The 25,484-nt window shown below is 69.1% G+C and carries 28 protein-coding genes; 13 read left to right on the top strand and 15 right to left on the bottom strand.

Going from position 1 to position 25,484, the window contains the following annotated elements:
• The first annotated feature begins 32 nt into the window (after positions 1-32).
• The 3 genes from M1L36_RS04945 (at position 33) to M1L36_RS04935 (ending at position 1,511) form a co-directional block, all read left to right on the top strand.
• The gene (locus tag M1L36_RS04945) at positions 33-248 is read left to right on the top strand and encodes a hypothetical protein (RefSeq protein WP_250872602.1); all 216 of its coding nucleotides are present in this window, start codon (positions 33-35) and stop codon (positions 246-248) included.
• A 35-nt stretch (positions 249-283) separates the two neighbouring features.
• Positions 284-1,039 (top strand): SIR2 family NAD-dependent protein deacylase, encoded by a 756-nt coding sequence (locus tag M1L36_RS04940; protein ID WP_250872601.1) that lies wholly within the window; start codon positions 284-286, stop codon positions 1,037-1,039.
• 70 nt (positions 1,040-1,109) lie between these two features.
• The gene (locus M1L36_RS04935; RefSeq protein ID WP_250872600.1) at positions 1,110-1,511 is read left to right on the top strand and encodes a cupin domain-containing protein; all 402 of its coding nucleotides are present in this window, start codon (positions 1,110-1,112) and stop codon (positions 1,509-1,511) included.
• Between the two features lie 47 nt (positions 1,512-1,558).
• Here the strand turns inward: M1L36_RS04935 and M1L36_RS04930 are convergent, their stop codons facing one another.
• Both M1L36_RS04930 and M1L36_RS04925 read right to left on the bottom strand, forming a co-directional pair.
• On the bottom strand, positions 1,559-1,717 hold the full coding sequence (locus M1L36_RS04930) for a DUF7563 family protein (protein WP_250872599.1): 159 nt from the start codon (positions 1,715-1,717) through the stop codon (positions 1,559-1,561).
• A gap of 89 nt (positions 1,718-1,806) precedes the next feature.
• A complete protein-coding gene (locus M1L36_RS04925; RefSeq protein WP_250872598.1) occupies positions 1,807-2,049 on the bottom strand; it encodes a glutaredoxin family protein in 243 nt (80 codons plus the stop codon).
• 74 nt (positions 2,050-2,123) lie between these two features.
• Between M1L36_RS04925 and M1L36_RS04920 the strand changes: the two genes are divergently transcribed.
• Positions 2,124-2,612, top strand: a complete 489-nt coding sequence (locus tag M1L36_RS04920) for a redoxin domain-containing protein (protein WP_250872597.1) — start codon at positions 2,124-2,126, stop codon at positions 2,610-2,612.
• Between the two features lie 85 nt (positions 2,613-2,697).
• On the opposite strand, the gene M1L36_RS04915 is transcribed toward M1L36_RS04920, so the two are convergent.
• From M1L36_RS04915 to M1L36_RS04895, 5 genes are all read right to left on the bottom strand, one after another.
• Positions 2,698-3,459: a DUF7847 domain-containing protein gene (locus M1L36_RS04915; RefSeq protein WP_250872596.1), complete on the bottom strand. Its 762-nt coding sequence runs from the start codon at positions 3,457-3,459 to the stop codon at positions 2,698-2,700.
• 99 nt (positions 3,460-3,558) lie between these two features.
• On the bottom strand, positions 3,559-4,092 hold the full coding sequence (locus M1L36_RS04910; protein ID WP_250872595.1) for a hypothetical protein: 534 nt from the start codon (positions 4,090-4,092) through the stop codon (positions 3,559-3,561).
• 49 nt (positions 4,093-4,141) lie between these two features.
• A complete protein-coding gene (locus M1L36_RS04905) occupies positions 4,142-5,365 on the bottom strand; it encodes an acyl-CoA dehydrogenase family protein (protein WP_250872594.1) in 1,224 nt (407 codons plus the stop codon).
• A 63-nt stretch (positions 5,366-5,428) separates the two neighbouring features.
• Positions 5,429-5,785, bottom strand: a complete 357-nt coding sequence (locus M1L36_RS04900) for a YunG family protein (protein ID WP_250872593.1) — start codon at positions 5,783-5,785, stop codon at positions 5,429-5,431.
• Between the two features lie 107 nt (positions 5,786-5,892).
• Positions 5,893-7,509 (bottom strand): long-chain fatty acid--CoA ligase, encoded by a 1,617-nt coding sequence (locus M1L36_RS04895; RefSeq protein WP_369694208.1) that lies wholly within the window; start codon positions 7,507-7,509, stop codon positions 5,893-5,895.
• Positions 7,510-7,662: 153 nt separating this feature from the next.
• On the opposite strand from M1L36_RS04895, the gene M1L36_RS04890 reads away from it, so the two are divergent.
• Together M1L36_RS04890 and M1L36_RS04885 are read left to right on the top strand one after the other, a co-directional pair.
• Positions 7,663-8,823 (top strand): CaiB/BaiF CoA transferase family protein, encoded by a 1,161-nt coding sequence (locus M1L36_RS04890; protein ID WP_250872591.1) that lies wholly within the window; start codon positions 7,663-7,665, stop codon positions 8,821-8,823.
• Positions 8,820-9,848 carry an LLM class flavin-dependent oxidoreductase gene (locus tag M1L36_RS04885; protein ID WP_250872590.1) on the top strand — a complete coding sequence of 343 codons (1,029 nt, stop codon included), beginning with the start codon at positions 8,820-8,822 and terminating at the stop codon, positions 9,846-9,848. The genes M1L36_RS04890 and M1L36_RS04885 overlap by 4 nt, the downstream gene beginning before the upstream one ends.
• A 37-nt stretch (positions 9,849-9,885) precedes the next feature.
• Here M1L36_RS04885 and M1L36_RS04880 read toward each other — a convergent pair whose 3' ends face one another.
• Positions 9,886-11,067, bottom strand: coding sequence for an alpha-hydroxy-acid oxidizing protein (locus M1L36_RS04880; RefSeq protein WP_250872589.1), 1,182 nt, complete (start codon positions 11,065-11,067; stop codon positions 9,886-9,888).
• A 71-nt stretch (positions 11,068-11,138) separates the two neighbouring features.
• Entirely contained in the window at positions 11,139-12,059 is a 921-nt protein-coding gene (locus tag M1L36_RS04875; protein ID WP_250872588.1) for a DMT family transporter, read from the bottom strand.
• Positions 12,060-12,176: 117 nt separating this feature from the next.
• Here M1L36_RS04875 and M1L36_RS04870 point away from each other — a divergent pair, with 117 nt between their 5' ends.
• Positions 12,177-12,908 carry a hypothetical protein gene (locus M1L36_RS04870; protein ID WP_250872587.1) on the top strand — a complete coding sequence of 244 codons (732 nt, stop codon included), beginning with the start codon at positions 12,177-12,179 and terminating at the stop codon, positions 12,906-12,908.
• A 43-nt stretch (positions 12,909-12,951) separates the two neighbouring features.
• Here M1L36_RS04870 and M1L36_RS04865 read toward each other — a convergent pair whose 3' ends face one another.
• On the bottom strand, positions 12,952-13,728 hold the full coding sequence (locus tag M1L36_RS04865) for an SDR family NAD(P)-dependent oxidoreductase (protein ID WP_250872586.1): 777 nt from the start codon (positions 13,726-13,728) through the stop codon (positions 12,952-12,954).
• A gap of 157 nt (positions 13,729-13,885) precedes the next feature.
• Between M1L36_RS04865 and M1L36_RS04860 the strand changes: the two genes are divergently transcribed.
• Entirely contained in the window at positions 13,886-14,425 is a 540-nt protein-coding gene (locus M1L36_RS04860) for a DUF1684 domain-containing protein (protein ID WP_250872585.1), read from the top strand.
• A 27-nt stretch (positions 14,426-14,452) separates the two neighbouring features.
• Here the strand turns inward: M1L36_RS04860 and M1L36_RS04855 are convergent, their stop codons facing one another.
• The 3 genes from M1L36_RS04855 to M1L36_RS04845 are packed head-to-tail and all read right to left on the bottom strand — an operon-like array spanning position 14,453 to position 17,435.
• Positions 14,453-15,223 (bottom strand): HAD family hydrolase, encoded by a 771-nt coding sequence (locus M1L36_RS04855; protein ID WP_250872584.1) that lies wholly within the window; start codon positions 15,221-15,223, stop codon positions 14,453-14,455.
• 42 nt (positions 15,224-15,265) lie between these two features.
• Positions 15,266-16,426: a S1C family serine protease gene (locus M1L36_RS04850; protein WP_250872583.1), complete on the bottom strand. Its 1,161-nt coding sequence runs from the start codon at positions 16,424-16,426 to the stop codon at positions 15,266-15,268.
• A 40-nt stretch (positions 16,427-16,466) separates the two neighbouring features.
• Complete coding sequence (locus tag M1L36_RS04845; protein WP_250872582.1) at positions 16,467-17,435, bottom strand: MBL fold metallo-hydrolase; 969 nt, start codon at positions 17,433-17,435, stop codon at positions 16,467-16,469.
• Positions 17,436-17,559: 124 nt separating this feature from the next.
• Between M1L36_RS04845 and M1L36_RS04840 the strand changes: the two genes are divergently transcribed.
• The 4 genes from M1L36_RS04840 to M1L36_RS04825 all read left to right on the top strand — a co-directional run bounded on the left by M1L36_RS04840 (position 17,560) and on the right by M1L36_RS04825 (position 21,552).
• Positions 17,560-19,167, top strand: coding sequence for a hypothetical protein (locus M1L36_RS04840; RefSeq protein WP_250872581.1), 1,608 nt, complete (start codon positions 17,560-17,562; stop codon positions 19,165-19,167).
• Between the two features lie 139 nt (positions 19,168-19,306).
• Positions 19,307-20,092, top strand: a complete 786-nt coding sequence (locus M1L36_RS04835; protein WP_250872580.1) for an SDR family NAD(P)-dependent oxidoreductase — start codon at positions 19,307-19,309, stop codon at positions 20,090-20,092.
• On the top strand, positions 20,089-21,096 hold the full coding sequence (locus tag M1L36_RS04830) for a TIGR04024 family LLM class F420-dependent oxidoreductase (protein ID WP_250872579.1): 1,008 nt from the start codon (positions 20,089-20,091) through the stop codon (positions 21,094-21,096). Before M1L36_RS04835 ends, M1L36_RS04830 begins: the two co-directional genes overlap by 4 nt.
• A 225-nt stretch (positions 21,097-21,321) precedes the next feature.
• Positions 21,322-21,552, top strand: a complete 231-nt coding sequence (locus M1L36_RS04825) for a hypothetical protein (RefSeq protein ID WP_250872578.1) — start codon at positions 21,322-21,324, stop codon at positions 21,550-21,552.
• A gap of 53 nt (positions 21,553-21,605) precedes the next feature.
• Here M1L36_RS04825 and M1L36_RS04820 read toward each other — a convergent pair whose 3' ends face one another.
• Positions 21,606-22,544, bottom strand: a complete 939-nt coding sequence (locus tag M1L36_RS04820) for a winged helix-turn-helix domain-containing protein (protein ID WP_250872577.1) — start codon at positions 22,542-22,544, stop codon at positions 21,606-21,608.
• A 124-nt stretch (positions 22,545-22,668) separates the two neighbouring features.
• On the opposite strand from M1L36_RS04820, the gene M1L36_RS04815 reads away from it, so the two are divergent.
• Positions 22,669-24,375, top strand: coding sequence for a thiamine pyrophosphate-binding protein (locus tag M1L36_RS04815; RefSeq protein WP_250872576.1), 1,707 nt, complete (start codon positions 22,669-22,671; stop codon positions 24,373-24,375).
• Positions 24,376-24,452: 77 nt separating this feature from the next.
• On the opposite strand, the gene M1L36_RS04810 is transcribed toward M1L36_RS04815, so the two are convergent.
• Positions 24,453-25,340 carry a DUF7537 family lipoprotein gene (locus tag M1L36_RS04810; protein ID WP_250872575.1) on the bottom strand — a complete coding sequence of 296 codons (888 nt, stop codon included), beginning with the start codon at positions 25,338-25,340 and terminating at the stop codon, positions 24,453-24,455.
• Positions 25,341-25,484 lie beyond the last annotated feature (144 nt).

Genomic DNA, 25,484 nt, shown 5'->3' with positions numbered 1-25,484 from the left:
TGTTTTTCTCCTCGGGTGACATCGGACGGGTCATGGCAACCGGAACCGGCGAGACGGTCGAGGAGGCGGTACAGCAGTGGGCGTCCCAGCGCTTCGCCGAGCGGCACTCGGTCGACGGCGTCGACCCGGGTGGCCCGACGGAGGGAGACCACGAGGTGTCGGTGACGCTCGTCAGGACCGGCGAGACCCAGCAGTTCACGCTCGCCGTGACGGAGTCGGCGGGCAACTGGGTGGCGCGGGACGCGTAGCCGAGCTTTTCTCTCGGACGCCCCAACGACCACCCATGACCGACGAGTCAGGGACCGTCGACTCGCTCGCTGCCGAGATTCGCGCCGCCGACACCGTCGTCGCTTTCACCGGCGCGGGCGTCTCGACGGCCTCGGGCATCCCCGACTTCCGCGGCGAGGGCGGCCTCTGGAACCGCTACGATATGGAGGACTTCCACGTCCGGCGGTTCCGGGCGGACCCGGCGGGGTTCTGGACCGACCGCCTCGACCTCGCCGAGGAGCTGTACGCCGACGCGGGGCCGAACGCCGCCCACGACGCGCTCGCCCGTCTCGAACGGACGGGCCACCTCGACGCCGTCGTCACACAGAACGTCGACGGGCTGCACCGCGCGGCCGGGAGCGAGGAGGTGGTCGAACTCCACGGCAACGGCTCGCGGGTCGTCTGCGTCGACTGCGGGGAGCGCAGCGACGCCGAAGCCGTCCGCGAGCGCGTCCGAGGTGGCGAACGCCCGCCGACGTGTGACTGTGGCGGCCTGCTGAAACCCGACGTGGTGCTGTTCGGCGAACAGTTGCCCGAGGCGGCGATGCTCCGGGCGCGCTCGCTCGCCCGCGAGGCGGACGTGTTCCTCGCCGTCGGCTCCTCGCTGTCGGTCGAACCCGCGGCGGGACTCCCCCGGACCGCGGCCACCCGCGGCGGGACGCTCGCCATCGTCAACCTCGACCGGACCGCGCTGTCCGAGCGCGCGGAGTACGACCTCCGCGCGGACGTGACCGACGTGCTCCCCCCTGTGGCGAAGCGCGTCGTTGGGTGACGTGGCCACCCCGGCGAGGACGACCGACTGGCCGGTTGAGTTATACGTACGAGTTGCGTGAGCATCTCGCATGGACTACAGCATCGTCCACACCGACGACGTCGACGTCGTCGACCTCTCGACCGTCGAGGAGATTCCGCCCGACCACGACATCCGCCCCATCGACGACGCGCTCGGTGCGGAGAACACCCGTCTCAAGCTCTGGTACATCGAGCCTGGTGAACAGATAGGCTACCACGCCCACAGCGAACAAGAGGAGCTGTACTACGTCATGGAGGGGACGTTCTCGGTGAAGATCGGCCGGTCGGGCGAGGAGGAGGTTCGGGAGGTCGGTCCGGGGACGTTCTTCCGCGCGGGGCCGATGGTCGGCCACGGGTATCGCAACGTCGGCGACGAGCGCGGTGTCGTCCTCGCCGTCGGTGCGCCCGCCGTCGAGGACCCCGGACTGGACCCGCACAGCCTCGACGAGTAACTGCTCGGGACGGACGAATCGGCGCGGCGACGCCGCGCCAGGAGTAATCAGTTGCCGCGAGAGGACCGCGCCTCGCGGATCTCCGCGCCGTCGCGGAGCTTGTCTTCACAGTTCGGGCAGACGCGGACGGACTCCATGCCGTCCGGCGCGAACACCCGAACGTACGCCTCCGTGACGAACGAACTGCAGTTTTGGCACCGGGCCATATCCCGACTTTCGAGTAGGCACGTAAATAGCTGTGTCACTCGATTTGAAACAACACCCCTCGGTGGCCAGATCTGGTGGAGAGCGCCGCTCAGTTGGCGTAGGAGGTGTCGAGGTACTCGACGATCTTTTCCGATTCGGCCATGGTCAGCCCCCGCGAGTCGTCGACGAGGACTGGGACGCCGCGCTGCCCGGAGACGCGTTTGACCTCGTCGCGCTTGGAGTGGAGGCCCTCCACCCAGACGCTCTCGAAGTCGAGGTCGAGGTCCTCCATACGGTCGACGACGAGTTCGCAGTACGGACAGCCCTCGAGTCGGTACAGGGTGAGGCTCATACCCCACCCACGGAGCGCGGGAGCAAAAACCCACGCGCACCGGGTTTTTTCTCCCGGCCGAGCGAGGGGAGTCCATGCCACCCGAGGTGGGCGACGTCGCCCCCGACTTCCGGACGCTGCTGTGTGACGGCGAGACGTTCCGTTCGACCCCGTTCGCCGAGGTGTGTGCCGAGACCGACACCGGCGGTGCGGTGCTCGTGTTCTCGGCGCACTCCTTCTCGGCCATCGCCGAGAACTGGTGGAAGCGCTACGAACGGGCGGGGTGGGACGAGTTCGACGTGCCCGTCGTCGGCGTCAGCCGTGACGGCCCCTACGCCCAGAACGCGTTTCTGCGGTACCTCGACAGTCCGTTCCGCCTCTACGCCGACACCGACGCCGTCGCCGGCGAGGCCTACGACCTGATGACCGAGCGCCACGGGATGGCCGGTGTCTCCACGCCGATGCGCTCGACGTTCGTCGTCGACGCCGACCGCGAGGTACGCTATCGCTGGGTGGCCGACGACTGGATATCGCCCGCCCCTCGCGACGAGGTCGCCGACGCCGTCGCCGGTCTGGAGGAGTGAGGGGACCGGCCGTCGTCGAGCGGGGGACGAGAGACGACGTCCGACAGTGGAACGTCGAAAACAGCAGAAGAGGACGAGAGACGGCTCAGAGGCCGCCGCTCGCACCCGCGCCGGGCACGTCGGGGTCGGCCGTGGGTGCCTCGGGAGGCTCCTCGTCCTCGGTGGTCAGGGTCCGGTAGGCCGTGGTGAGGATGGCGAGGCCGAGGACCGTCGTGATGGCCGAGGACGCCTGCGTGAGGACGAGTTCGACCGGCCCGCCGACGATGCTGACGAGGCCGAACGCGATGCCCACGCCGATGCTGACGAGCACGGCGACGACGCCCAGTGCGAACAGGCTGAGGCGGTTCCCGCGGGTCAACCCCCAGCTCCGGCGCATCGCGGTCAACAGGTTCTCGTCCTCGACTGCGACGAACACGGTCCAGAACGCGAGCGCCACGAGCAGGAAGAACCCGGGAATCACGAACGCGACGAACCCCAGCGCGACGACGAACGCGTACACGATGGTTCCGACGAACACGTTGAGCCACGCCCAGCCCATCCGTCGGGTGAACGCCTCGCGGGGGACGGTCTCGGTGTCGTCACTCACGAACACGCGCGTCGCCGCGATGATGACGACGAGACTGAGCACCCCGAGGAGGAACGACAGCACCCCCAGCCCGAACGCCGGGGCGGCGACCTCTATCGAGGTCGGGTCCGCAGGGTCGAACGTCACGAGGCTCGCGATACCGACGTCGAGCAGCGCGCTCAGGAGACCGATGACGAACAGGATGCCCATGAACGCGAGCCCGTTCCGGGTGACCGCCCGACGGATGCCGCGCTCTGCAGTGTTGAGTACTGGAATCGACATAACAAGCATCTAATGGCTTTCCGAGTATATCTCCCTATCGCTACCCGTAAGTGGCGCTGTAGTGGGTCTAGAGCAATCGGTTCTCCGACAGAACTCGGGTCACGGGTCGGTCGGGTCTCGAATCCAGTTGTAGCAGTGGAACGTCTCGCGGTCGGTCGTCAGCGCCTCGATGGGGACGAACCCCCGACCACCCCGAGCGCCGGCCGCGGCCGCGTCGGGGTCGTCGGCGACGAACATCGCCTTCGCGCTGAACCGGAACGTCACTTCGAGGTCGCCACGGCAGTCCTCGTCGGGGTCGAAGGACATCTCGACGGCCTTCGGCCCGACACCGAAGCGGACGTGCCCGTCGGGCGTCTCGACGGCCACGTCGTGACTCGACAGGCCGCCGGCGAGGTCGCGGAGCCACGCGCTCACGCGGTCCCGGTCGGCCGCCTGCGAGATGTCGAAGCCGCCGTACTCGCCGACCTCGCCGTCGTCGAACTCGAACGTGGGGTACTGGAGGGCCTCGGGCGCGAGCGCGTTCGCCGCTGGCTCGATGCGCTCCGGTGTCTCCTCGGTCAGTGTCTCCTCGGAGGGAGCCTCGCTCGGTTCACCGGACTCTCCCGGTTCCGTCGGTCGGTCCGCGTCGTCCATGGGTGACGCGGTGGACCGACCCAGGAAGCTGTTTCGGGTCGTCGCTCGGTTACTCGACGCCCATCTGCTTCGCGACGGTGTTGAGCTGAATCTCGTCGGTTCCCTCGACGATGCGGAGCAGACGCGCCAGCTGGAGGTGGTCCATGAACGGGTTGTCCTCCGAGAGGCCGTTCCCGCCGTGGACCTGGACCACGTCGTCTGCGACGTCGAAGTAGGCGTTCGTCGCGACGTACTTGAACGAGGAGGCGTCCCGGATAGCCTGTTCGCCGGCGTCCATCTTCCAGGCGAGGCGGAGGCCGAGCGCGTCGGCGGCGTCGACGGTCGCCCGACCGTCGGCGAGTTTGTGCGAGATACCCTGGAACGTCCCGATGGAGCGACCGAACGCCTCGCGACTGTTGGCGTACTCGGTGCCCAGGTCGAGCAGGTGGTCGGCGTGTCCCACCGCCTCCGCACCGAGTTCCATCCGTCCGAGCGAGAGGAACCCCATCGCCTCGTAGAACGCGCCGTCGACGGTCCCGAGCACGCGCTCTTCGCCCAGTCGGACGTCGTCGAAGTGGACCTCCGACTGCATCCCGACCGAGCCGACGGCGTTGTTCAGGCTGCCCACCTCGTACTCGTCGCGTTCGACGAGGAAGCAGGTGATGCCGCCGTAGCGGCCCGCCTCCTCCTGGGGCGTCGTCCGGGCGAACACCTGCAGGAAGTCGGCGTAGGGGGCGTTCGTGATCCACTGTTTCGTCCCGTTCAACACCCACTCGTCGCCGTCTCTCTCCGCGCGAGTCTGCATGTTCGGCGAGTCCGACCCCGCTCCGGGTTCGGTCTGGCCGAACCCCGTCGACCGTTCGCCGCGGACGACCGGTTCGAGATACCGCTCGACCTGCTCGCCTTCGGCGTTCGCGAGCAACGGTTTCGGCCCCTCCGGACCGGCGAGCACGTGCGAGACCAGCCCCGTCCCGTGGCTGGCGACGTGGCGCTTCGCGCGATACCACGTCACGTTCGAGACGCCCTCGCCGCCGTACTCCTCGGCGATGTTCATCGCGTAGAAGCCCGCCTCGGCGCTCTTCTGGCGAACGGTCTCGACGGCCTCGATGGCCTCGTCGACCCAGCGGCCGTCGGCGTCGTGGCGCAGCCGTGGGTTCGACCACGTCTCACCCAGTTCCTCTTCGAGGGGTTCGACCTCGCGTTCGACGAACTCGTCGAGCGAGGTGCGAATCAGTCGCCACTCCTCGGGTTCCGCGAACGAGACGCCGTCGGTGGGCGTGTCCTGTGTTGCCATGTCGGACCCTGCACACGAACCGGCTTAACCGCTGGGTCCGACGGCCGGCCCCTCGGACGAATCTCAGTCGAGAAGCGCTCGGTAGCGCCGGAGGAGCGTCGCGTACTGTTCGGTCGTGGTGTCGGTCAGTGCCGCCTCCCGCGTGACGGGGACGTCGCGGTACTCGGGTGCGTCGTCGAACTGACCGGCGGTGAGGTCGTAGCGCTCGCCGTCGATGCGGTTGTAGAAGTGCGCCTCGTCGCCGACGACGGTCTGTTCGATGGTCCCGCCGTGTATCAACTGGACGACGAGGGCGGTGACGCCACACTGCCCGCGAGCTGGGGTCGCCGGCGAGTACCGCGTGCTGGTCTCGGCGGACCACGCGCTCTGGAAGCGGTCGAGGGCCGCGTCGGGGTCGAACGGTTCGGACCTCAGCGACATACGACGTTCAACACGACGAGACAGTACCGTCTTTGGGCTTGCCTCGGCGTGGTGGTGGGGTGCCGAATCGGGGCACGTCGAGGTCGGGAGTGACGAGCGCGAGGCCGTCACTCCGGCCCGAGGCGGACGTCGTCGTACTCCTGCCGGAGCGCCATCTTGTCGAACTTCCCGGTGGAGGTCCGCGGGATGGCCTCGCGAATCTCGTAGGCGTCCGGGAGCCACCAACTCGGGAACCGTTCCGCGAGGTGGTCGTTGAGGTCCTCGCTCGACACCTCGTGGCCCTCCCGAACGACGAGACACGCCATCGGACGCTCCTGCCACTTCTCGTGGTCGATGGCGATGACCGTCGCCTCGGCGACGCTCTCGTGAGCCATCAACTCGTTCTCCAGGTCGACGCTCGATATCCACTCCCCGCCGGACTTGATGACGTCCTTCGTGCGGTCGACGACGTCGACGTACCCCTGCTCGTCCATCGTGGCGATGTCGCCCGTTCGGAGGAACCCGTCGGCGGTGAACGACTCGCGGTTCGCCTCGGGACGCTGGTGGTACTCGTCGACGACCCACGGGGCACGAATCTGGAGTTCGCCCATCGTCTCGCCGTCACGAGGGACCTCGCCGCCGTCCTCGTCGCGGACGCGAATCTGGACGCCCGGCACGGGCATGCCGGCCTTCGCGCGGTAGCGATACTGCGTCTCGGGGTCGGCGTCCCGGAGTTCCTCGCGGAGGACGCTCAGCGTCCCCAGTGGCGACGTCTCGGTCATCCCCCACCCCTGGAGGATGGGGGCGTCGAACTCCTCGTCGTACCGACGGATGAGCGACTCCGGTGGCGCGCTCCCCCCGACGGTCAGTCGGTCGATGTTCGAGATGTCGACGTCGGGATTCTCGTCGAGGTAGTTCGCCATCTCCAGCCAGATCGTCGGGACGGCAGCGGACATCGTCACCCCCTCGGCGTCGATGAGATCCGCGACGGAGCCGGGGTCGGTGTGGACGCCCGGCAACACCTGTTTCGCGCCCACGAACGTCGCCGCGTAGGGGATGCCCCAGCCGTTGGCGTGGAACATCGGGACGACCGGTAACACCACGTCGGACTCGCCGATACCGTTTGCGTCGGTGTGCCCCGACATGAGGCTGTGGAGGTAGATGCCGCGGTGGCTGTAGGCGACGCCCTTCGGTTTTCCAGTGGTTCCCGAGGTGTAGCACATCCCGCACTCGGCCTCCTCGTCGAGGTCCGGCCAGTCGTAGCTCGTCGGGTGGCCGTCGAGCAGGTCCTCGTAGGCGACGACCGGCTCCAGCGAGGTCTCGGGCACCTCGTCGGCCAGCACGACGTACTGCTCGACGCTGTCGAGTTCGTCGGCGTTCGCCTCCACCGTCTCGACGAACGCCGGGTCGACGAACAGCACCCGGTCGTCGGCGTCCGCGACGATGTACTGGAAGTGGTCGTCGGGCAGGCGCATGTTGCACATGTGCATCGAGCGGCCCGAACACGCCGGCGCGAAGTACAGTTCGAGGTGGCGGTAGTTGTTCGCCGCCACCGTCGCCACGCGGTCGCCCGCTTCGAGACCGAGGTCGTCGAGCGCGTGGGCCAGTTGCGCGACCCGGCTGGCCATCTCGGCGTAGGTGTACCGGTGCAGGTCACCGCCGGGCGTCTTCGTCACGATCTCGCGCTCGGGAAACAGGTCGACGGCCCGCGCGAGCAACTGGTCGAGGGTCAGCTGAACGTCCATCATGGTCGATGACAACAGATGACACGCACTCGGTCATATGCGTTCGGGGGACGGATTCGGTCTCCGGTGGCTCACACCGGCCGCACGGAGGCCGTGTGGTCGCGTGGGAACGCCGGCACCGACGTTTATGCCTCACCCCCACCACGCGGCGGTATGCAACTCACTGACGTACGAGTGCTCGACCTCACCCGTCTGTTGCCGGGGCCGTACGCGACGCAACTGCTCGCTGACCTCGGCGCGGACGTGGTGAAGGTCGAGGACACCGAGGCCGGCGACTACGCCCGCCACATGCCGCCGATGGTCGACGGCGTCGGGGCGGTGTTCGACGGCGTCAACCGCGGAAAGCGCAGCGTCGCACTCGACCTCAAACGCGACGCCGGCCGCGAGGCGTTCTACGCGCTCGTCGAGGCCGCCGACGTCGTCGTCGAGTCGTTCCGCCCCGGCGTCGTCGAGCGCCTCGGCGTCGACTACGAGACGCTCCGTGAGCACAACGAAGCTCTCGTCTACGTCTCGCTGACCGGCTACGGCCAGACCGGGCCGCTCGCGGACCGCGCGGGCCACGACCTCAACTACGTCGGTCGCGCCGGACTGCTCGACCTGACCCGCGAGGACGAGGACGAGACTCCTCGGGTCCCGGGCTACCAGGTCGGCGACCTCGGCGGCGGCCTGTTCACCGCGTTCGCGGTCGCCTCGGGTCTGCTCTCACGCGAGTTCGGCAACGGCGGGAGCTACGTCGACGTCTCGATGGCCGACGTCGCGCTCACGTTCGGGCAGGCCCACGCCGCCGAAGCGTTCGACGGTGCGGTCGGCGGGGAGGCCGGGCCTCGCCCCGGCGAGACCGCGCTGACGGGGGCGTACCCGTGGTACGACGTCTACGAGGCCGCCGACGGCTACGTCACGCTCGCGGCGCTCGAACCGCAGTTCTGGGCGGCGTTCTGCGAGGCGGTCGACCGCGAGGACCTCGTGAAGTACCACATGACCGACGACGGGGCCGAGCGCGCCGCACTCCGCGAGGAACTCGAGGGTATCTTCGCCGAGCGAACTCGCGACGAGTGGGCCGACCTCGGCCCGCAGACGACCGTCGAACCCGTGCTCACCATCGGCGAGGCCGTCGACGACGAGAGCTTCCGCGAGCGTGTCGTCGTCGACTCCGAGGACGCCCGCCCCCGCCTCGGCTTCCCCGCGGTGTGTGACCGCCCGGAGACCGACGAGTCCGCGCCCGGCCACGGCGAGCACACCGACGCTCTCCTCGGCGCGGTGGGGTACGACGCCGCCGACCTCGCCGACCTCCGCGAGATGGGGGTGGTCCGATGAGCGCCGACTCCGCGGACGACTCGCAGGACGAGGGGTCGACCCTCGACCGCGTCGGTATCCTCGTCTCCCCGTCGCTGGAGGACCCGACCGGGTTCGCGGTGCGCGCCGAGCAGTTGGGTTACGACTCGGCGTGGACGAACGAACTGTGGTACGAGTCGGGCGTCGTCCGCGTCACCGACATCGCGGCGAACACCACGAGTATCGACCTCGGGACGGCCATCCTCAACGTCTACTCCCGGTCGCCCGCGGTCCTCGCCATGACGGCCGCGAGCGTCGACCGCCTCTCCGACGGCCGGTTCACGCTCGGCGTCGGCACCTCGACGCAGAAGGCCATCGAAGACCTCCACGGGATGACGTGGGACGACCCGAACCCCGTCCGGCGCGCCCACGAGACCATCGAACTCACCAAGGAGTTCCTGAGCGGGAGCGGCCGCGTCGAGTACGACGGCGAGACGTTCGAGGTGGCGGACTTCCCGGCGCTCGGACAGGACGTCCCCATCTACCACGCGGCGCTCGGCCCGGCCAACCGCCGGGTCGTCGCCCGCCTCTGTGACGGCTGGATACCCCACAACGTGCCGTTCCCGGACCTCGGCGACGCCTTCGACTACATCGCCGAGCACGCCGAGGAGGCGGGCCGCGACCCCGACGACATCACCGTCGCGCCGTACGTCCCCTGCTGTGTCGCCGACGACGCCGACACCGCCCGCCAGCACCTCCGCGAACACGTCGCGTACTACGTCGGCAACGGCGAGGGCTACCGGAAGGCCGTCGCCCAGCGGTTCCCCGAGGGGGCCGACGAGGTGGCCGAGAAGTGGCGGGCGGGCGACCGCCCCGACGCCGCGGCGGCCGTCACCGACGAGATGGTCGCGACGCTCGGCGTCGCGGGCACGCCCGAGGAGGCCCGCCAGCAGTTGCGCGACGTCGCGGCCATCGACGCCATCGACCGGCCGCTCGTCGTCATCCCGAACGGCGCCGAGGCGCGCGCCGACCAGACGCTCGAAGAACTGGCCCCCGAGAAGCTCTGAGCGGGCGCGAGGGCGGTCCTTGTCCGCGCTCGTGGGCCTACTCCTCTGCGGGGACCAGCACCGACTCGTCGAGGTCCCGCACGCTCGTCTGCCCGAGGTTCGAGAGCGTGATGTCGACGTCCGCGCGCAGGTTCGAGAGCACCTCCCGGACGCCGTCGCGGCCGTCGATAGCCAGCCCACAGACGTAGGGCCGACCGACCATCACCGCGTCCGCGCCGAGCGCGAGCGCCGTCAGTACGTCCGCGCCGCGTCGAACCCCGGAGTCGAAGGTGACCGGGACGCGGCCCATCGTCGCCTCGACGACCGCCGGGAGTGCGTCGAGCGCGCCGACGGCGTTGTCGACCTGCCGGCCGCCGTGGTTCGACACCGAGATGGCAGCAGCCCCGCGGCGGATGGCCTCTTCTGCGTCCTCGGGGTGGAGGATGCCCTTGACCACGACCGGGAGGTCGGTGGTCGCGACGAGGTCCTCGAAGTCGTCCCAGTCCATCGACGGGTCGCCGAACACGTCGAGGAACTCCTGCATCGCCATGTCGGGGTTCTCCTCGGGAGTGACGTCGAGGCGCTCGCGGAACACGGGGTCCGCGAAGTAGTTCGCCATCCCCTCGCCGTCGAGCTGTGGGAGGTAGCCGCTCTGCAGGTCGCGCTCGCGCCAGCCGAGGATGGGCACGTCGGCGGTGAGGACGATGGCGTCGAAGCCCGCTTCTTCGGCCCGTTCGACGAAGCTCTGGGTGATGGCGGGGTCGCCGGAGGCGTACAACTGGAACCACTTCGTGGTGTCGCCGAGTTCCTCGGCCACCTCCTCCATCGTGTAGGAGGCGACCGAACTGAGCACCATCGGGACGCCGAGGTCGTTGGCGGCTCTCGCCGACGCGAGTTCGCCGTCCTCGTGCATGATGGTCTGGATACCGACGGGCGCGAGACAGAACGGCACGTCCCAGGTGTCGCCCAGAATCTCGACCGAGAGGTCGCGTTCGCTCACGTCGCGTAGCATCCGGGGGAGCAGTTTCCAGTTCGCGAACGCGTCGACGTTCTCGCGCATCGTCCGTTCGCCGCCGGCCCCGCCCGCGAGGTAGTTCGCCGCGCGGTCCTCCATCGCGTCGAGCGCGACGCGTTCTACGTCCTCGTAGCGCACCGGGAGCGACGGCGACTGGTCGGCGAGCATCCCCATCGCGTAGATGTCGCGCTGTCGGTCCTGTCCGTAGGGGTCTGATGGAGCCATGGCGAGCGGTCGTCGCGCCGACACATAAGCGGTGTGTGGACACGGGCCACCCGCGGGTCGGCCGGCCGGAACTACGCCTCGCCGCCGGTCGCCCGTTCGCGAGCGAGCGCCCGGATGGTGTCGGACTGGACGAGGAGGAACCCGGCGAAGATGACGAGGAAGCCGAGCAGGGTGAGCGCGGTGATGCGCTCGTCGAGCAGGACGACGCCCGCGACGGTGGCGACGACGGGCACGAGGTACGAGACGAGGTTCGTCCGCAGCGGCCCGTAGTCACCGAGCAGCGTGAAGTAGAGGACGAACGCGAGCGCCGTCGCCAGTACGCTGAGGTAGCCCACCGCGAGCAGCACCTCCTGGTCGGGGAGCGTCGTGGGAACGGTCTCTCCCGTCGCGAGGCTCCCGGCGTGGAGGACGAGCGCCCCCGCCCCCATCGCCCACCCGGTGAACCCGACGTCGTGGAGCGTCGGGCCGAACCGCTGGACGAGGACGCCGCCGAGGGCGACGCTCGCCGCCGCGACGACGACGAACCCCTTCGCGACCACGTCGGCGCTCAACAGCGCGTTCGGGTCGGGTCGCGCGACGATGGCGACGCCGACGAGGCCGACGGCGATGCCCAGCAGTTGGACGGCCCCCATCCGCTCGCGGAGCACGACGAACGCGAACCCGGTCGTGAGCAGCGGGATGAGGCTGTAGAGGATGGCCGCCACGCCGCTGGCGACGGTCTGCTGGGCGACGAACAGCATGCTGTTGCCCGCGACGAGGAACAGTCCCCCCGAGACGATGGCGGCGACGTCGTCGCGCGTCTGGGGAATCCAGCGCTCGGGACCGAGCGTCACCAGCGCGAGCGTCAACAGGAGGGCCGCCGCGATGTCGTAGCGGATGGCGGCGAACAACAACGGGTCGAGCGAGTTCAGGCCGACGCTGATGGCGGGGAACGACAGTCCCCACAGCGACGCCAACCCGACGAACAACCCGACCGCACGGAGACGTGACACGTCGGAGTCTCGTCGTCCGGTACCAAAACCGTCGCGTTCTCCCGACGGGCGCGGAACGGTCTCCTCGCTGCCACGAGTTACAAACACGCTTATACTTTCTGCTGACCCATCGTCCCCGTGCGTTCCCGTCACTCGCTGCTCGTCGTGCTGTTGGTCCTCTCTACGGGGTGTCTCGGGAGCACCGGTCCCGTCGAGACGCCGACACCGACTACGGCGGCCGACGGCCTCGCCGTCCCGCCGATGCCGGGCTACCCCGACCGAGTGACCGCCGCGTCGGTCGCCGCCTACGCGAACGCGAGCGAGAGTCACCGAAGCTACCGGACGGCGGTCGCCGACGGCGCGACCGCGAGCAGCGTCGCGTGCACGGCGACGACGCTCGGGTTCGCGGGCGACGCCGGGTACGCCCTCGTCGACTGCGCCGGCACAGTCACGACCGGAGGGGTCGTCGAGAGCGTCTCGACCACGACAGCCTACCGCGTGAACACGAGCGGGGACGCCCGCATCGAGCAGGTCTCGACGCTCGACGACGGCGGCGAGACGGCGCTCCGACTCCGACTCTACAACTTCGACGCCACCTCACGCTCGCTCGGCGTCACCGTCACGCCGGCGGGCGAGCGGACCAACGGGTCGGCGACGTACCAGTACCGTCTCGACCCGGCCGCCGGCGCGACGACGACCGGCCTCCGCGTGGCCGACGCCGACGCGTACGACGTCGCCATCGTCGAGGACACCGTCGCGACGTTCTCGACGCGGTGGGCCGTCACCGCCGACGGTGGGCCGGAGACGCCGGTCGGTGTCGTCGTCCTCGCACCGGAGGGCGACCTCGTGTGGGGGAGCGCTCCCGCCTGAGTCGAGTCCGTGACGAAGTCTCGAGTCGTTCAGCGGTCGCGGCTCAGAAGCTGAACAGGTCGATACCACCGGTGACGCCGACGACCTGGCCGGTGACGTAGCTCGACTGCTCGCTGGCGAGGTACGCGACCATGTTCGCCACGTCGCGTTCGCGGCCGAGTTTCCGCATCGGGGTGGCTTTCGCGATACGGGCGAAGTGCTCGTCGAACTGTTCGAGTTCCTCGATGCTCATGTCGGCGAACTGCTCGACGACGATGTTGGGCGCGATGACGTTCGAGGTGACACCCTTCTGTGCGCCCTCCAGCGCGAGGGTCTTGCCGAAGCCGATGAGGGCGGCTTTCGTCGCGGAGTACGACGCCTGGCCGAACCCGCCCTGCCACCCCGCCATCGAGGACATGTTGATGACCCGGCCCCAGCCGCGGTCGCACATCCCGGGAAACACCTGCCGGGTGACGTTGTACGTCCCGGTGAGGTTGATAGCGACGTCGCGGTCCCAGACGTCGTCGTCGTAGTCCTGCATCCGCGAACGGGCGTCGACCATCCCCGCGTTGTTCACCAGCACGTCCACTCCGCCCGTCTCCTCGCGGATGGCCTCGACGGTCGCCGCCACGTCCTCGCGGTCGGTGAGGTCGCACTCGACGGCGAACCCCTCGCCACCCTGCTCTTCGACCGTGTCGATGGCGGTCTGGGCCGCCTCCAGCTTCACGTCGAGGGCGACGACCGTCGCCCCCTCCGCGCCCAGCACTTCACAGTCCTCGCTGCCGATGCGCCCGCCGCCGCCCGTGACGAGCGCCGTCTTGTCGTCTAACCCGAAATCCATGACAGCCCTCACAATGGGGAGGGGTCACAAATAGCTACGCGCCGCGGGTGTCGCGGCCACCGTCGGTCGGTCCCGGCACGTGGAGGACTGCCGCGGTTCTGCGTCGTCGGTACACTCCCCGTCAGCGGTTTCCGGGTGCTCGGCGTACGACGCACCCATGAGCGAGCACACTTGGCGCGAGAACCTGTCCCAGCAGCGTGCCCGGAAAGACGAGTACTTCGGCGAACACCCTCACTCGCCGATTCCGCAGACCGAACGCGACGACTTCGACGGCCTGTCGTACTACGACCCCGACGCCGCCTACCGCTTCGAACTCCCGCTCGCGGAGTTCGACGACCACGAGACGCTGACCGTCGCGACGACGACGGACGGCGAACGCGAGTACCTTCGGTGGGGCGAGTTCCGCTTCGACCTCCACGGCGAGGAGCGGACGCTGACGGCGTACAAGGCCGACCCGACCGACGACCGCCTCTGGGTGCCGTTCAAGGACGCGACCAACGGCGAGACGACGTACGGGGGCGGGCGTTACCTCGACCTCGAATCGGACGCCCACCACGAGGACGGCCGCTGGACCCTCGACTTCAACGCGGCGTACAACCCCTTCTGCGTCTACTCCGACGCCTACGAGTGCCCGCTGGTGCCGTTCGAGAACCGCCTGGACACGCGTGTCGAGGCCGGCGAACGCGTCGACTACTGACGCGCCGAGTCGCGGACCGCGTGGGCCTCACACCACGCCGACGATGTCGAGCAGTTCGCGCAGGTCCGAGACGGCGAAGTCGACGACGTCGTCGGGGTCGTCGGCCGCGTTTTCAGCGGCGGTGCCACCGTGGGCGACGGTCGTCAACCCCGCCCGGGACCCACCGCGCATGTCGTGGTCGTAGCGGTCGCCGACGTACAGCGAGCGCTCGGGAGAGACGGGAACGTCAGCGAGCGCCGCCTCGAACATCGCGGAGTGGGGTTTCGTCCGCCCGACGGCCTCGCTGGTCGTCACGCGGTCGAAGCGGTCAGTGAGACCGAACCGGTCGAGCATCCGGTCGGCCTCCGCGGTGTCGATGTCCGAGATCACGCCGAGATAACAGCCCGCGTCGTCGAGTGCCCGGACCGTCTCGACGGCCCCCGACGTGGGCCGGACGTGCTCGTCGGACGCCTGCTCGAACAGCGGCCGCCAGGACTCGTCGGGGACGGTGGTAAGCACGTCCTTCTGGCCGCTGAGGAGCTCCTGACGGGTCGTGGAGTCCGATTCCCGAAGCGTCGCGGCGACGTCGATAGCCAGTCGATAACCGTCGAGTGCCGACCGAAACCGGGTCGCCTCGCGACTGGAGAAGTGGTGGCCGAGCGCGGCCCGCCAGTCCGAGACGAGCGCCTCGACGTCGTCGTACCCCTCGCGCTCGGCGAACCGACGGAGGAACGCCTCGTGGCTCCGCCGGACCGACGCGAGGTCGAGCAACACGCCGCCGATGTCGAAGAACACGCCCTCGTAGCGCAGGTCGTCCATACCCCGAGCGCGGCGGCGGAGCGGTTGAGTCTGCTGGTCGCGCTACGGTGCGGTGCCGATACCGCTACCGGTGCTCGGTGGCGGGCGCTCGCCGAGGGTGACGTCGACCGTCCGTCGACTCCCGTCGCGCAGGACCGTGACCGGCACCGAATCTCCCGGGTCGGTCTCCAGGGCGAGTCGACTGGCGAACCCCTCGATGGAGTTCACCTCGACGCCGTCGAAGCCGACCATCACGTCGCCGCCGACGGGCACTCGCGACCCATCGACGGTCCGGGCCGAACTCCCCTGCAGGACGCCGTCGGCGGGGCCGCCGGAGACGACCTGCTGGACGATGAGTCCTCGCGCCTCGTCCAGGTCGTTCGCGCGGGCGACCAGCGGCGTCACCGGGGCCAGCGAGACGCCGAGGTAGGCGTGCTGGTACGCGCCGGTCTCGACGAGTTCCGGAATCACCTGCTGGGCGAGCAGCGCGCTGACGGCGAACGCGATGTTGTCGCCGCCACCCGAGGAGACGACGCCGACGACGTCGCCGTCGAGGGTGACGAGCGGTCCGCCGGAGTTGCCGGGGTTGACCGCCGCGTCGGTCTGGATGCCGTTGGGAATCGGTACGCCACCCGGCGACGGGATGAGGCGGTCGACGCCGCTGACGATACCCGCCGACACCGACCCGGTGAGGCCGTAGGGGTTGCCGATAGCGACCACCTCGCGTCCGATGGCGGGCGACCGGCCGAGCCACGCCAGCGGTACGGCGTCCTCGGGCAACGAATCGACGCGGAGAGCCGCGAGGTCCGAGTAGACGTCGCTCCCGAGCACCTCCGCGGACAACTGCTCGCCGTCGCGAAACCGGAGGGTGACGCGTTCGGCGTCGGCGACGACGTGGTGGTTCGTGACGACGGTCCCGCCGCCGGTGTCGACGACGAACCCGGAGCCCTGCCCGGTCCCCTGGGCCGTCTGGACCCGAATCTGGGCGACCGAGGGCTCGACCTGTTGGTACACCTGCGTGTAGACGCTCCCTTCGCCGGCCGGCGTCGCCTCCTGGGCGGCCAGTTCGGTCGCCGTCCCGTCGGTCCCGGACGGCGTCGGGGACGACGCCGTCGTGGAGGTGCCGCCGGTCGTCGGGTCCCCTTCGTCTCCGCCACCGTTGCAGCCGGCGAGGACCGCCGCGCCGGCGACGCCGAGGAACCCCCGGCGAGTCAGCCGTGACATACGATGTCGGACGAGCGCCGGGACCGAAAGTACCGGGGGCTCACACCGTCGAGAACCGGCGAATGTCGCCGTCTCGGTGGACGTCGAGCCGACCGGTCGCCTCGAGGTGCCACAGCGCGGCGACGACCTCCGCGACGATGTACTCCGTCCCGCGAGTCCTGGCCCGGCGCTCGGCGACGGCGGCGGCCGTCTCCGCCCCGTCGGCGACCGCCTCGACGGTCCGGTCGAGCATCCGGTCGAGCGACGCGCGGTCGCGCGCGACGGTGTCGGCGAACGACTCGTGGACGGGGCCGTGTCCCGGGTAGACACGGTCGACGTCGAGGTCGGCGAGGCGGTCGAGCGCGTCGTAGAACGCGCCGATGGCGTCTCCGACCTCCCGGTCGAGACCCGCGTGGAGCACGACCGGGCGGAACGGGTCGATGACCATGTCGCCGGCCAGCAGCGTCCCGGATTCGGGCGCGAACAGACAGCAGTGGTCGGCCTGATGGCCGGGCGTGTGGACCACCTCGACGGTCGTTCCCGCGAGGTCGAAGGTGTCGCCGTCGGCGAACCAGGTGCCGACCGACTCTACGGGGAGCAACTCGCGATTGCGCCGGAGCGACCCGACGGCCATCTCGACGGCACGTTCGACGCCCTCCTCGTCGAGTCCGGCCGCGGTCGCGGTCGTACGGACCGTCGCCGCGAGGTCGTCGGGGTCGCGGGCGAAGCGGTCACGAACGCCCGCGGGCGCGTACACGTCGGGGTCGGCCGCCTCCAGCACCGTCGTGACCTGACCGACGTGGTCGACGTGCGGGTGGGTGAGCAGGAGGTGGTCGACGTCCGCGAGCGTCGCGTCGCGGTCGGCGAGCGTCTCGCGGAGTGCGACCTCGCTGTCGGGGTCGGGCATCGCGGCGTCGACGAGGGCGAGTTCCCGGTGGTGGGGAGTGCCTAACTCCACGAGATAGGCCGCGACGTGCCCTGGCGGCCAGTCGACCGGTGCTTCGATTCGGTGGACGCGCCCGTCTGTCATCGACTCACCCCTCGTCACGCATCGCGAAAAAGTCCGTGATGCGGGACGGTTCCGGATAGAAATCACCTGCTACTCCGACGGTTGTGTGCGACTAACTATTGGCAGAAGGGAAGATGAACGGGGTATGCAACGGCGACGGTACCTCGCACTGTGTGGCACCGCAGCAGCAGGCCTCCTCGCAGGCTGTAACGAAGGCCCGGGTGGTAACTCCGACTCGGCGAACCAGCAGGGGACGGTCGAAGGCCCGGCCCAGTTCAACAACGTCCTCATCAACGCGCCCCAGCAGGCGGCCATCGGGAGCGAAGTCGAGATGACCATCACGGCCCGCAACTTCGGCGGCGAGACCGGGAGTTACACGGACCGTATCGTCACCGTCGACGGTGACACCGACTTCGCCCAGGACGTCTCCATCGGCGACGTCCCAGCCGGCCAGACCGGCGAGACGACGGTGAAGGCGAAGGTCAACAGCGCGGGCGACTACCGCTTCAAGCTCGAAGAGGCCGAGGTGTTCACGACGGTGCAGGTCACCGCGGAGGCCGTCGAACTCGGGAAGATGGTCGACGTCGGCAACAACCTCCAGTTGACGTTCACCGACGCGTCGTTCCAGAACGGCGTCTACTACCGCTACGTCGACAACGTCGGCTACACGACCGACATGTTCACCGGACAGCAGGGTAACAAGTACATCCTCGGCGTGTTCCGCGCGAAGATGAAGAACGCCGGGTCTCAGGAGACCCTCATCCTCCCCGACCAGTTCAAGATCGACGGCGGGACCGTCCACGCCACCATCGACGGCAAGCCGCTGACGACCGTCGAGGGCCTCGACGGCAAACCGCTGCTCGGGTCGCCCATCAAGTCCGGCGAGACCATCGACGGGTGGGTGCTCGCGAGCATTCCCGTGGAGAACGTCAACAAGAACGGGGTCGACATCGGGTGGGCGCTCAACAAGAACAGCGACTCGCCCGACCGGCTCTGGTCGTTCCCGCCACGCGCCCTGCCCGACTGGCAGCAGTTGGAGTTCCGCCTCTCGGAGAAGTCCAGCGACGGCATGCTCTCCGGCGAGGTCACCATCCGCAACCAGGGGCAGGTCGAGGGGACGTTCTACGGCCTCGCCGAGTTCCACTACAAGGGCATCGGCTGGGAGCCGGGTGCGTACCCGACCGGCACCATCGCGCCTGGCGCGACCAAGACGTTCAGCTTCGAGTACGCCTGGCCGTACGTCCAGCAGACCGAGTGGCGCGTCCAGCCGTTCGAGGGCAAGCGCCAGATCGTCGAAGGTGGCCCGCAGAGTCTCAGCTACGGCGACCAGACGCTCGGCATCGACGGGTCGCAGATTCGCCTGTCGAACCCGCGGCTGATGAACAGCTACGGCTACACCGCGACCGACTCCTCGAACTCGGGGACGAGCCAGCAGGTGACGAAGCGTCGCGAGGCCGGACAGGGCAAGCGCTTCCTGTTCGTCGACGTCGAGGCGACCGTCGGCACCGAGGGCGGGCAGGTCCCGATGCCCTCGACGTTCGTCGCGGAGGCCGGCGGGTCGACCGCCAAACCGTTCACCGGTCCGACGCCGACCGACCCGGACGTGTCGTTCTACTCCGGTGCCAACGGTGGCAAGAAGGGCGACAAGTCCAAGGGGACGCTCGTGTTCGTCGTGCCCGCCAGCGCGTCGAACCCGACGGTCACCTACAAGGAGGACTTCAACCTCCGGACGACCGAGATCTCCTGGCAGTAACGCCGGCGACACCCTCGCCGTCACGGCTCGCTTCTTCGGTTCGACCACCCGCCGAGCGACGCCTCCCGCACGGCCGACCGTCGGAGTAAAGTCCCCGCCGGCGGTTGTGACGGCCACACATGCCACGAGGTGTCTCGTCGTGAGTACCGAGCAGTTCAGCGTCGCCGGCCAGACCGTCATCGTCACGGGGTCCTCACAGGGTATCGGTGAGGTCACCGCTCGCCGGTTCGCCGAGGACGGCGCGAACGTCGTCGTCTCCTCGCGCGACCAGGAGAAGGTCGACGCCGTCGCGGAGTCCATCAACGACGCCGACCCAGCGGGTCGGGCGTACGCCGTCGCCTGTGACGTGCGTGAACGCGACGCCGTCGAGGCGCTCGTCGAGGCGACCGTCGAGGAGTTCGGGAGCCTCGACACGATGGTCAACAACGCCGGTGCGTCGTTCATGGCGGGCTTCGACGACATCTCGGAGAACGGCTGGAAGACCATCGTCGACATCAACCTCCACGGCACCTACCACTGCTGTCAGGTCGCCGGGGAACAGATGCAAGACCAGGAGGACGGCGGGGCCATCGTCAACTTCGCGAGCGTCGCCGGGCAGAAGGGGTCGCCGTACATGAGCCACTACGGGTCGGCGAAGGCCGCCGTCGTCAACCTCACGAAGACACTGGCCTACGAGTACGCGCCCCACGACATCCGGGTCAACTGCATCGCGCCGGGGTTCGTCGCCACGCCGGGCGTCGAGACCCAGATGGGCGTCAGCGCGGGTGACATCGACCGCGACAGCGTCGAGCGCAACATCGGGCTGAGCGAGGAGATTAGCGACATCGTCCAGTTCCTCGCGACGCCGGCGTCGTCGTACATCGTCGGCGAGACGCTCACCGCGGCGGGCGTCCCCGACATCATGGAGGAGACGCCCCAGTCATGAGCGACGCCGCACGGGACGTGTTCCTGCCCGTCGCCGCCCAGCCGAGCGTCGAGGCGCTGGTCGAGCAGGCCCAGCGCGCGGAGTCGCTGGGCTACGACCGGGCGTGGCTCCCCGAGACGTGGGGTCGAGACGCGGTGACCGTCCTCACCAGCATCGCTCGCGAGACCGACGACATCGGCATCGGGACGAGCATCATGCCGCTGTACTCTCGGTCGCCGGCGCTCATCGGACAGACCGCGAGCACGCTCCAGGAGGTCAGCGACGGGCGGTTCCGCCTCGGACTCGGACCGAGCGGCCCCATCGTCATCCAGAACTGGCACGGCGTGGAGTACGGCAACCCGCTCAGGCGCACCCGCGAGACCGTCGAGGTCGTCAGACAGGTCGTCTCCGGCGAGGAGGTCGAGTACGACGGCGAGTACTTCGACCTCGACGGGTTCCGACTCCGGTGTGCGGCCCCCGACCCCGCGCCGGCCATCGACGTGGCGGGGATGGGGCCGAAGTCCGTCGAACTCGCGGGCCGGTTCGCCGACGGCTGGCACGCCCTGATGCTGACGCCCGACGGACTCGACGACCGAATCGCGGACCTCGAACGCGGGGCCGAGTTGGGCGACCGTGACCCCGACGACGTCCGCGTCACCCTGTCGCTGACGTGTGCGGCACTCGACGACCGCGACCGTGCCCGCGACATCGTCCGTCAGCACACCGCGTTCTACGTCGGCGGGATGGGGACGTTCTACCGCGACAACCTCGCCCGGCAGGGCTACGAGGAGGTCGCCAACACGGTGTACGACGAGTGGAACGGCGGCGACCGACAGGTGGCGCTCGACGCCATCTCCGACGACCTGCTCGACGAACTGGCCGTCGCGGGGACGCCCGAGGAGGCACGCGAGCGTCTCGACGCGTTCGCGGCACTCGACGGTGTCGACGCCGTCTCCGTCTCGTTCCCCCGAGCGGCGACGACCGAGGAGATCGCGACGACCATCGACGCGCTCGCCCCGCCCTGACCGGCGACGCACCGTCCGTCGATTTGACGGACCGCCGCGTCGTGACGACGCGGGCTCCTCTCCGAATTCGTGCTTAAGGAAAGTTCAGCGCCCGGTTATCGTGCCTGAGCGTCTACATCTGTTCGGTGTTAGCAATGAGCACTACCGAACTGAAACTCGAGCTGTTCGCACTCGCAACGACCTTCCTCGTCGCCGCGGCGTGGCCGAACTTCGTCTGACGGAGTGATGCTCGCCGAGACGCTCCTGGTCGTGACGACGTACGCCCTGGTCGTCGCGCTCCTCGTCGTGGTACCGCTGCTGGTGGTGCGTGGCGTCGGCGGGGCACTGAACGGGTCACTCGACGCCGACTGGCGCGCGACCCACGTCGAGTCCTACGCGCTACGGCTGGGAGAGACGACCGACGACTCCGAGGACGGCCCACCGGACTTCGGCGTGGAGCGGCCACGACCCCGGTGAACCACCCCCGCTCGCTGCGCTCTCTCTCGCGTCACCGACCGCACGGCTCGCTGTCACTCGACGGCGAGGACGTCGAACGACTCGTCGAGCGTGAGTCGCAGTTCCTCGTCGGCGACGGCGACGGCCAGTCTGACCCTGAACGGGTCCTCCGAGACCACCGTCGTGAACGACTCGTCGACGACCCACGGAAGCTCCCAGCGGGGCGTCGAACGCAGGTCGACCCCGTGGCGGTAGTAGAGGTCGACGACCAGCGGGTGGTCGACGACGAACTCGCCGGGAGTCTGGTGCGCCCAGACCGAACAGCGCCGACAGACGAACCAGAGGCCGAACGCCGAGGAGTCCGTGTCGAGGTACGGCGAGGCGACCGGGACGTCACTCCACTCGCGAGCGAGCGTCTGGTCCATCACGCCGTTGCACTTCGGGCAGATGCCGGCCCCGATGGTCGCCACGTCGGCCCGCATCACCCGTTCCCAGACGAGGACGGCCTCCTCGGGCGTTCGGTCGCGGAGCGCACCCGGCGGGAACCAGCCCAACCCGTAGAGCCGGTCACAGTCGGTGCACTCGACGAAGAACATCTCGTCGGCGTAGCGTGCGGACAGCGGTCGCTCACAGCCGAGACAGTGGCCCGTCGTCTCGAACGGGTCGAGTTCCGGGTGCTCGGTGAACGACCCGCTGCGGACCGCCCAGACGACCTCCGCGCCGGCGTGGCGGACCCCGTACTCGCCGTCGACCTTCTCGATGAACCCCGCTTCGAGCAGTCTCTGGAGGTGGTAGTTGAACTTCGAGCCGTCGCGGATGCCGACCGCCTTCCGCAGCGCCGCGAACCCCATCGGCTCCGCCTCGTGCGCCCCCCAGAGGGTGTCGAGGATGGCGAGGCGTGTCTCGTTGCCGATGGCTTTGAACGCCGCGTCGGGGTCGAGCGAGCGGGGGAGGTCGCCCGACCCCGTGCTCACCTCGATTCGACTCCGCGCCGGTCCGTCGTCTGCTCCCATAGAGCGACCGTCGACTACGCCGGGGACGCGGTTCTACCTGTCGCTACCTCGACGTGAACGCGCAGACGGGAGGCCCGTCACCCCTCGCACGTAGGTATTTCACCCCGCCACTCACACTCGTGGTATGAGCGACCAGTACACGGGGGCCGACCTGTTCGTCGACGCGCTCGAACAGTACGGTGTCACGCACCTGTTCGGCAACCCGGGGACGACCGAACTGGCGGTGATGGAGGCGCTCGCGGACTCCTCGCTGGAGTACGTGCTGGGTCTCCACGAGGACGTCGCGGTGGGAGCGGCCGCGGGCTACGCCCAGACGCGACGGTACCACTCACACCACGACGAGTCGGTGCTGCCCGTCGGCGTCGTCAACCTCCACATCACTCCCGGACTCGCCCACGGTCTGGGGAACCTCTACGGCTCGAAGTGGACCGACGCGCCGCTCGTGCTCACTGCGGGGAACCACGAACTCGACTTCCGCCACGAGGAACCGCTGTTGACCGGCGACCTGCAGGCGATGGTGAAGCAGTTCACGAAGTTCGACGCCGAGGTGACGGACGTCGACGCGCTGCCGGGACTCCTCCGGCGTGCGTTCCGCATCGCGCTGACGCCGCCGACCGGTCCCGTGTTTCTCGCGCTCCCCCAGGACGTGATGCTCGAAGCGACCGACAGCGACCCCGAACCGCTCGGGCCGATTCCGACCGCCGGTCGGGGGGACGCCGCGCAGGTCGACGCGGTCGCCGAAGCGCTCGTCGAGGCCGACGACCCGGTGTTCGTCCTGGGCGACGGCGTCGCACGCTCGGGCCACGAGGCCGTGAGTGCGGCCGTCGACCTCGCGGAGGCGACCGGTGCGCGCGTCCACGGCGAGATACTCGCCAGCGAGGTGAACTTCCCGACCGGCCACGACCAGTTCCTCTCGTACATCCCGCCCAACGAGGGGTTCGCGTCGATGCTGATGAACACCGACACGCTGCTGTTCGTGGGCTGTTCGACCAACACGACGCTGTTGCGCCACGAGAACCCGCTCGTCCGGGAGGACGCGACCTGCCTCCACGTCAGCGACGACCCGACCGAACTGGCGAAACACCAGCACGCCGACGCCGCGGTCCTCGGGGATCCCAGTGCGGTGCTGGCCGAACTCGCCGGTCTGGTGGCCGACCGACTCGACGACGAGGAGCGCGACCGTCGCCTGGAGAAGGTGCGCGGGACGAAGCAGTCGCTCGCCTCGACCGTCGAGTCGATGGGTGTCGACGAGACGCCCGAGGGCGAGACCCGCCCGTCGAAGGCCGCCCTCGTCGACGCGCTGCGCGAGACGGTGCCCGACGCGTTCGTCGTCGACGAGGGTATCACCGCGAAGTACCCGCTGCTCACGCGCTGGGAGATGGACGCCGAGGGCATGCTCTCGAACAAGGGCGGCGGCCTCGGCTACGGTCTCCCCGCGAGCATCGGCGCGGCGTTCGCCGAACGCGAGCGTGGCGAGGAGGGTGGCGACCAGCGCGAGGTGATGGGCTACATCGGCGACGGGTCGTACCTCTACTACCCGAACGCGATGTACACCGCGGCGCGCCACGACCTCGACCTGACGGTCGTGATTCCGGACAACCGCAACTACCGCATCCTGAAGGACAACACGAACACCATCTTCGGCGGCGACGACGACGACCACGCGTTCGTCGGGATGGACTTCGACCCGCCGGTCGACATCCCCGCCAACGCCCGCTCACACGGCGCGCAGGCCGGGCAGGTCGAGCGCCCCGAGGAACTGCCCGGCGCGATCGAGGAGGCGTTCTCGACGCCCGGTCCGTACGTGCTCGACGTGCTCGTCCACGACTGAGTTCGGTCCGGGGTCGGTCTCCGGCGACACCGCTCGCTGCTGCACGAGCCATCGAACCCCGCGAAGGAGGAGGTCGTCTACGAGTTCTGTTTCGCCTCGTCGAGCCACGCCGGCAGGTCGGCCGTCGCGGACCCGACGTTCGAGAACCGGACGTTGACGGAGATAGTCGACTCCTCCCCGGCGCTCGTCCCCTCGATGTCGTAGGTGTACTGACGGACGACACCGTCCTCGCCGACGAGTAGCGTCGCACTCGCGGACTGGACGGAGTCGAGTTCGCTGGCCCCCGTCTCGGTCTGTTCGGTCAGCGTCGGGAAGTTCTCGACGCCGCTCGCCTCGTAGCGGGTCACCTCGACGCCGTCGACGGTCTCGGTGCCGACCGCTCGCCAGGTGACGTTCTCGGTCGTGCTCAGGATGGACGCACCGACGTCGCTCGTGTTGATCGGTGTGACGCCCGTCGTCTCGTCCTCGCTGGAGGCGTACTGCGTCGGGTAGTTCCCACTCGAGGTGCGTTCGTAGGTCGTCCCGTTGTCGACGAACGTCAGTCGAGCGGTCGCGACGTCTATCGTCTCGTTACCCTGGACGAGTTCCGTCGTCTGGTTGGTGAGCGCGATGCCGTTCTCCCGGTCGACGACGCCTCGCTCGTCGAGCGTGACCGTCCCGTTCGGGAGGTCCGCCGTGGCGGCGAACGTGTACTCGTAGGACGTGTCGCGCAGGCCGTCGCTGTGGTCGGCGACGACGGAGCCGTCCGCGAGCGCCGACTGGGTACCGGTCGACGCCTCCTCGGTCGTCGCCGAGCTGTCACCCGTCGTGGCGTCAGTGGTCGTGGTGGCCTGCGTGGACGGGACGGTACTGGTCTGTGGCTCCCCCGTAGCGGGAGTGTCGGTCGACTCCGCCGGTGCCCCGCCACAGCCGGCGAGCACGACGCAGACGACGAGCAGTGTCGAGAGGAGTGCGCTCCTGTTCATGCTCGTCACAGAGAACGTTTTCGTAATAAAGAGTCCGCTCCGTGCCGACAGGTCGGGCACGCTCGGAGACAGTGGCGGCGGCGGACAGCGCGCAGTGGCCGCGAACACTCTCGATTCCCGACCGCTCGTGAGACCTCGTCGGAG

Source organism: Halomarina rubra (assembly GCF_023699475.1).
In the GTDB taxonomy this organism is placed as follows: Archaea; Halobacteriota; Halobacteria; order Halobacteriales; family Haloarculaceae; genus Halomarina; species Halomarina rubra.
This window is presented reverse-complemented; position numbering and strand designations above follow the sequence as displayed.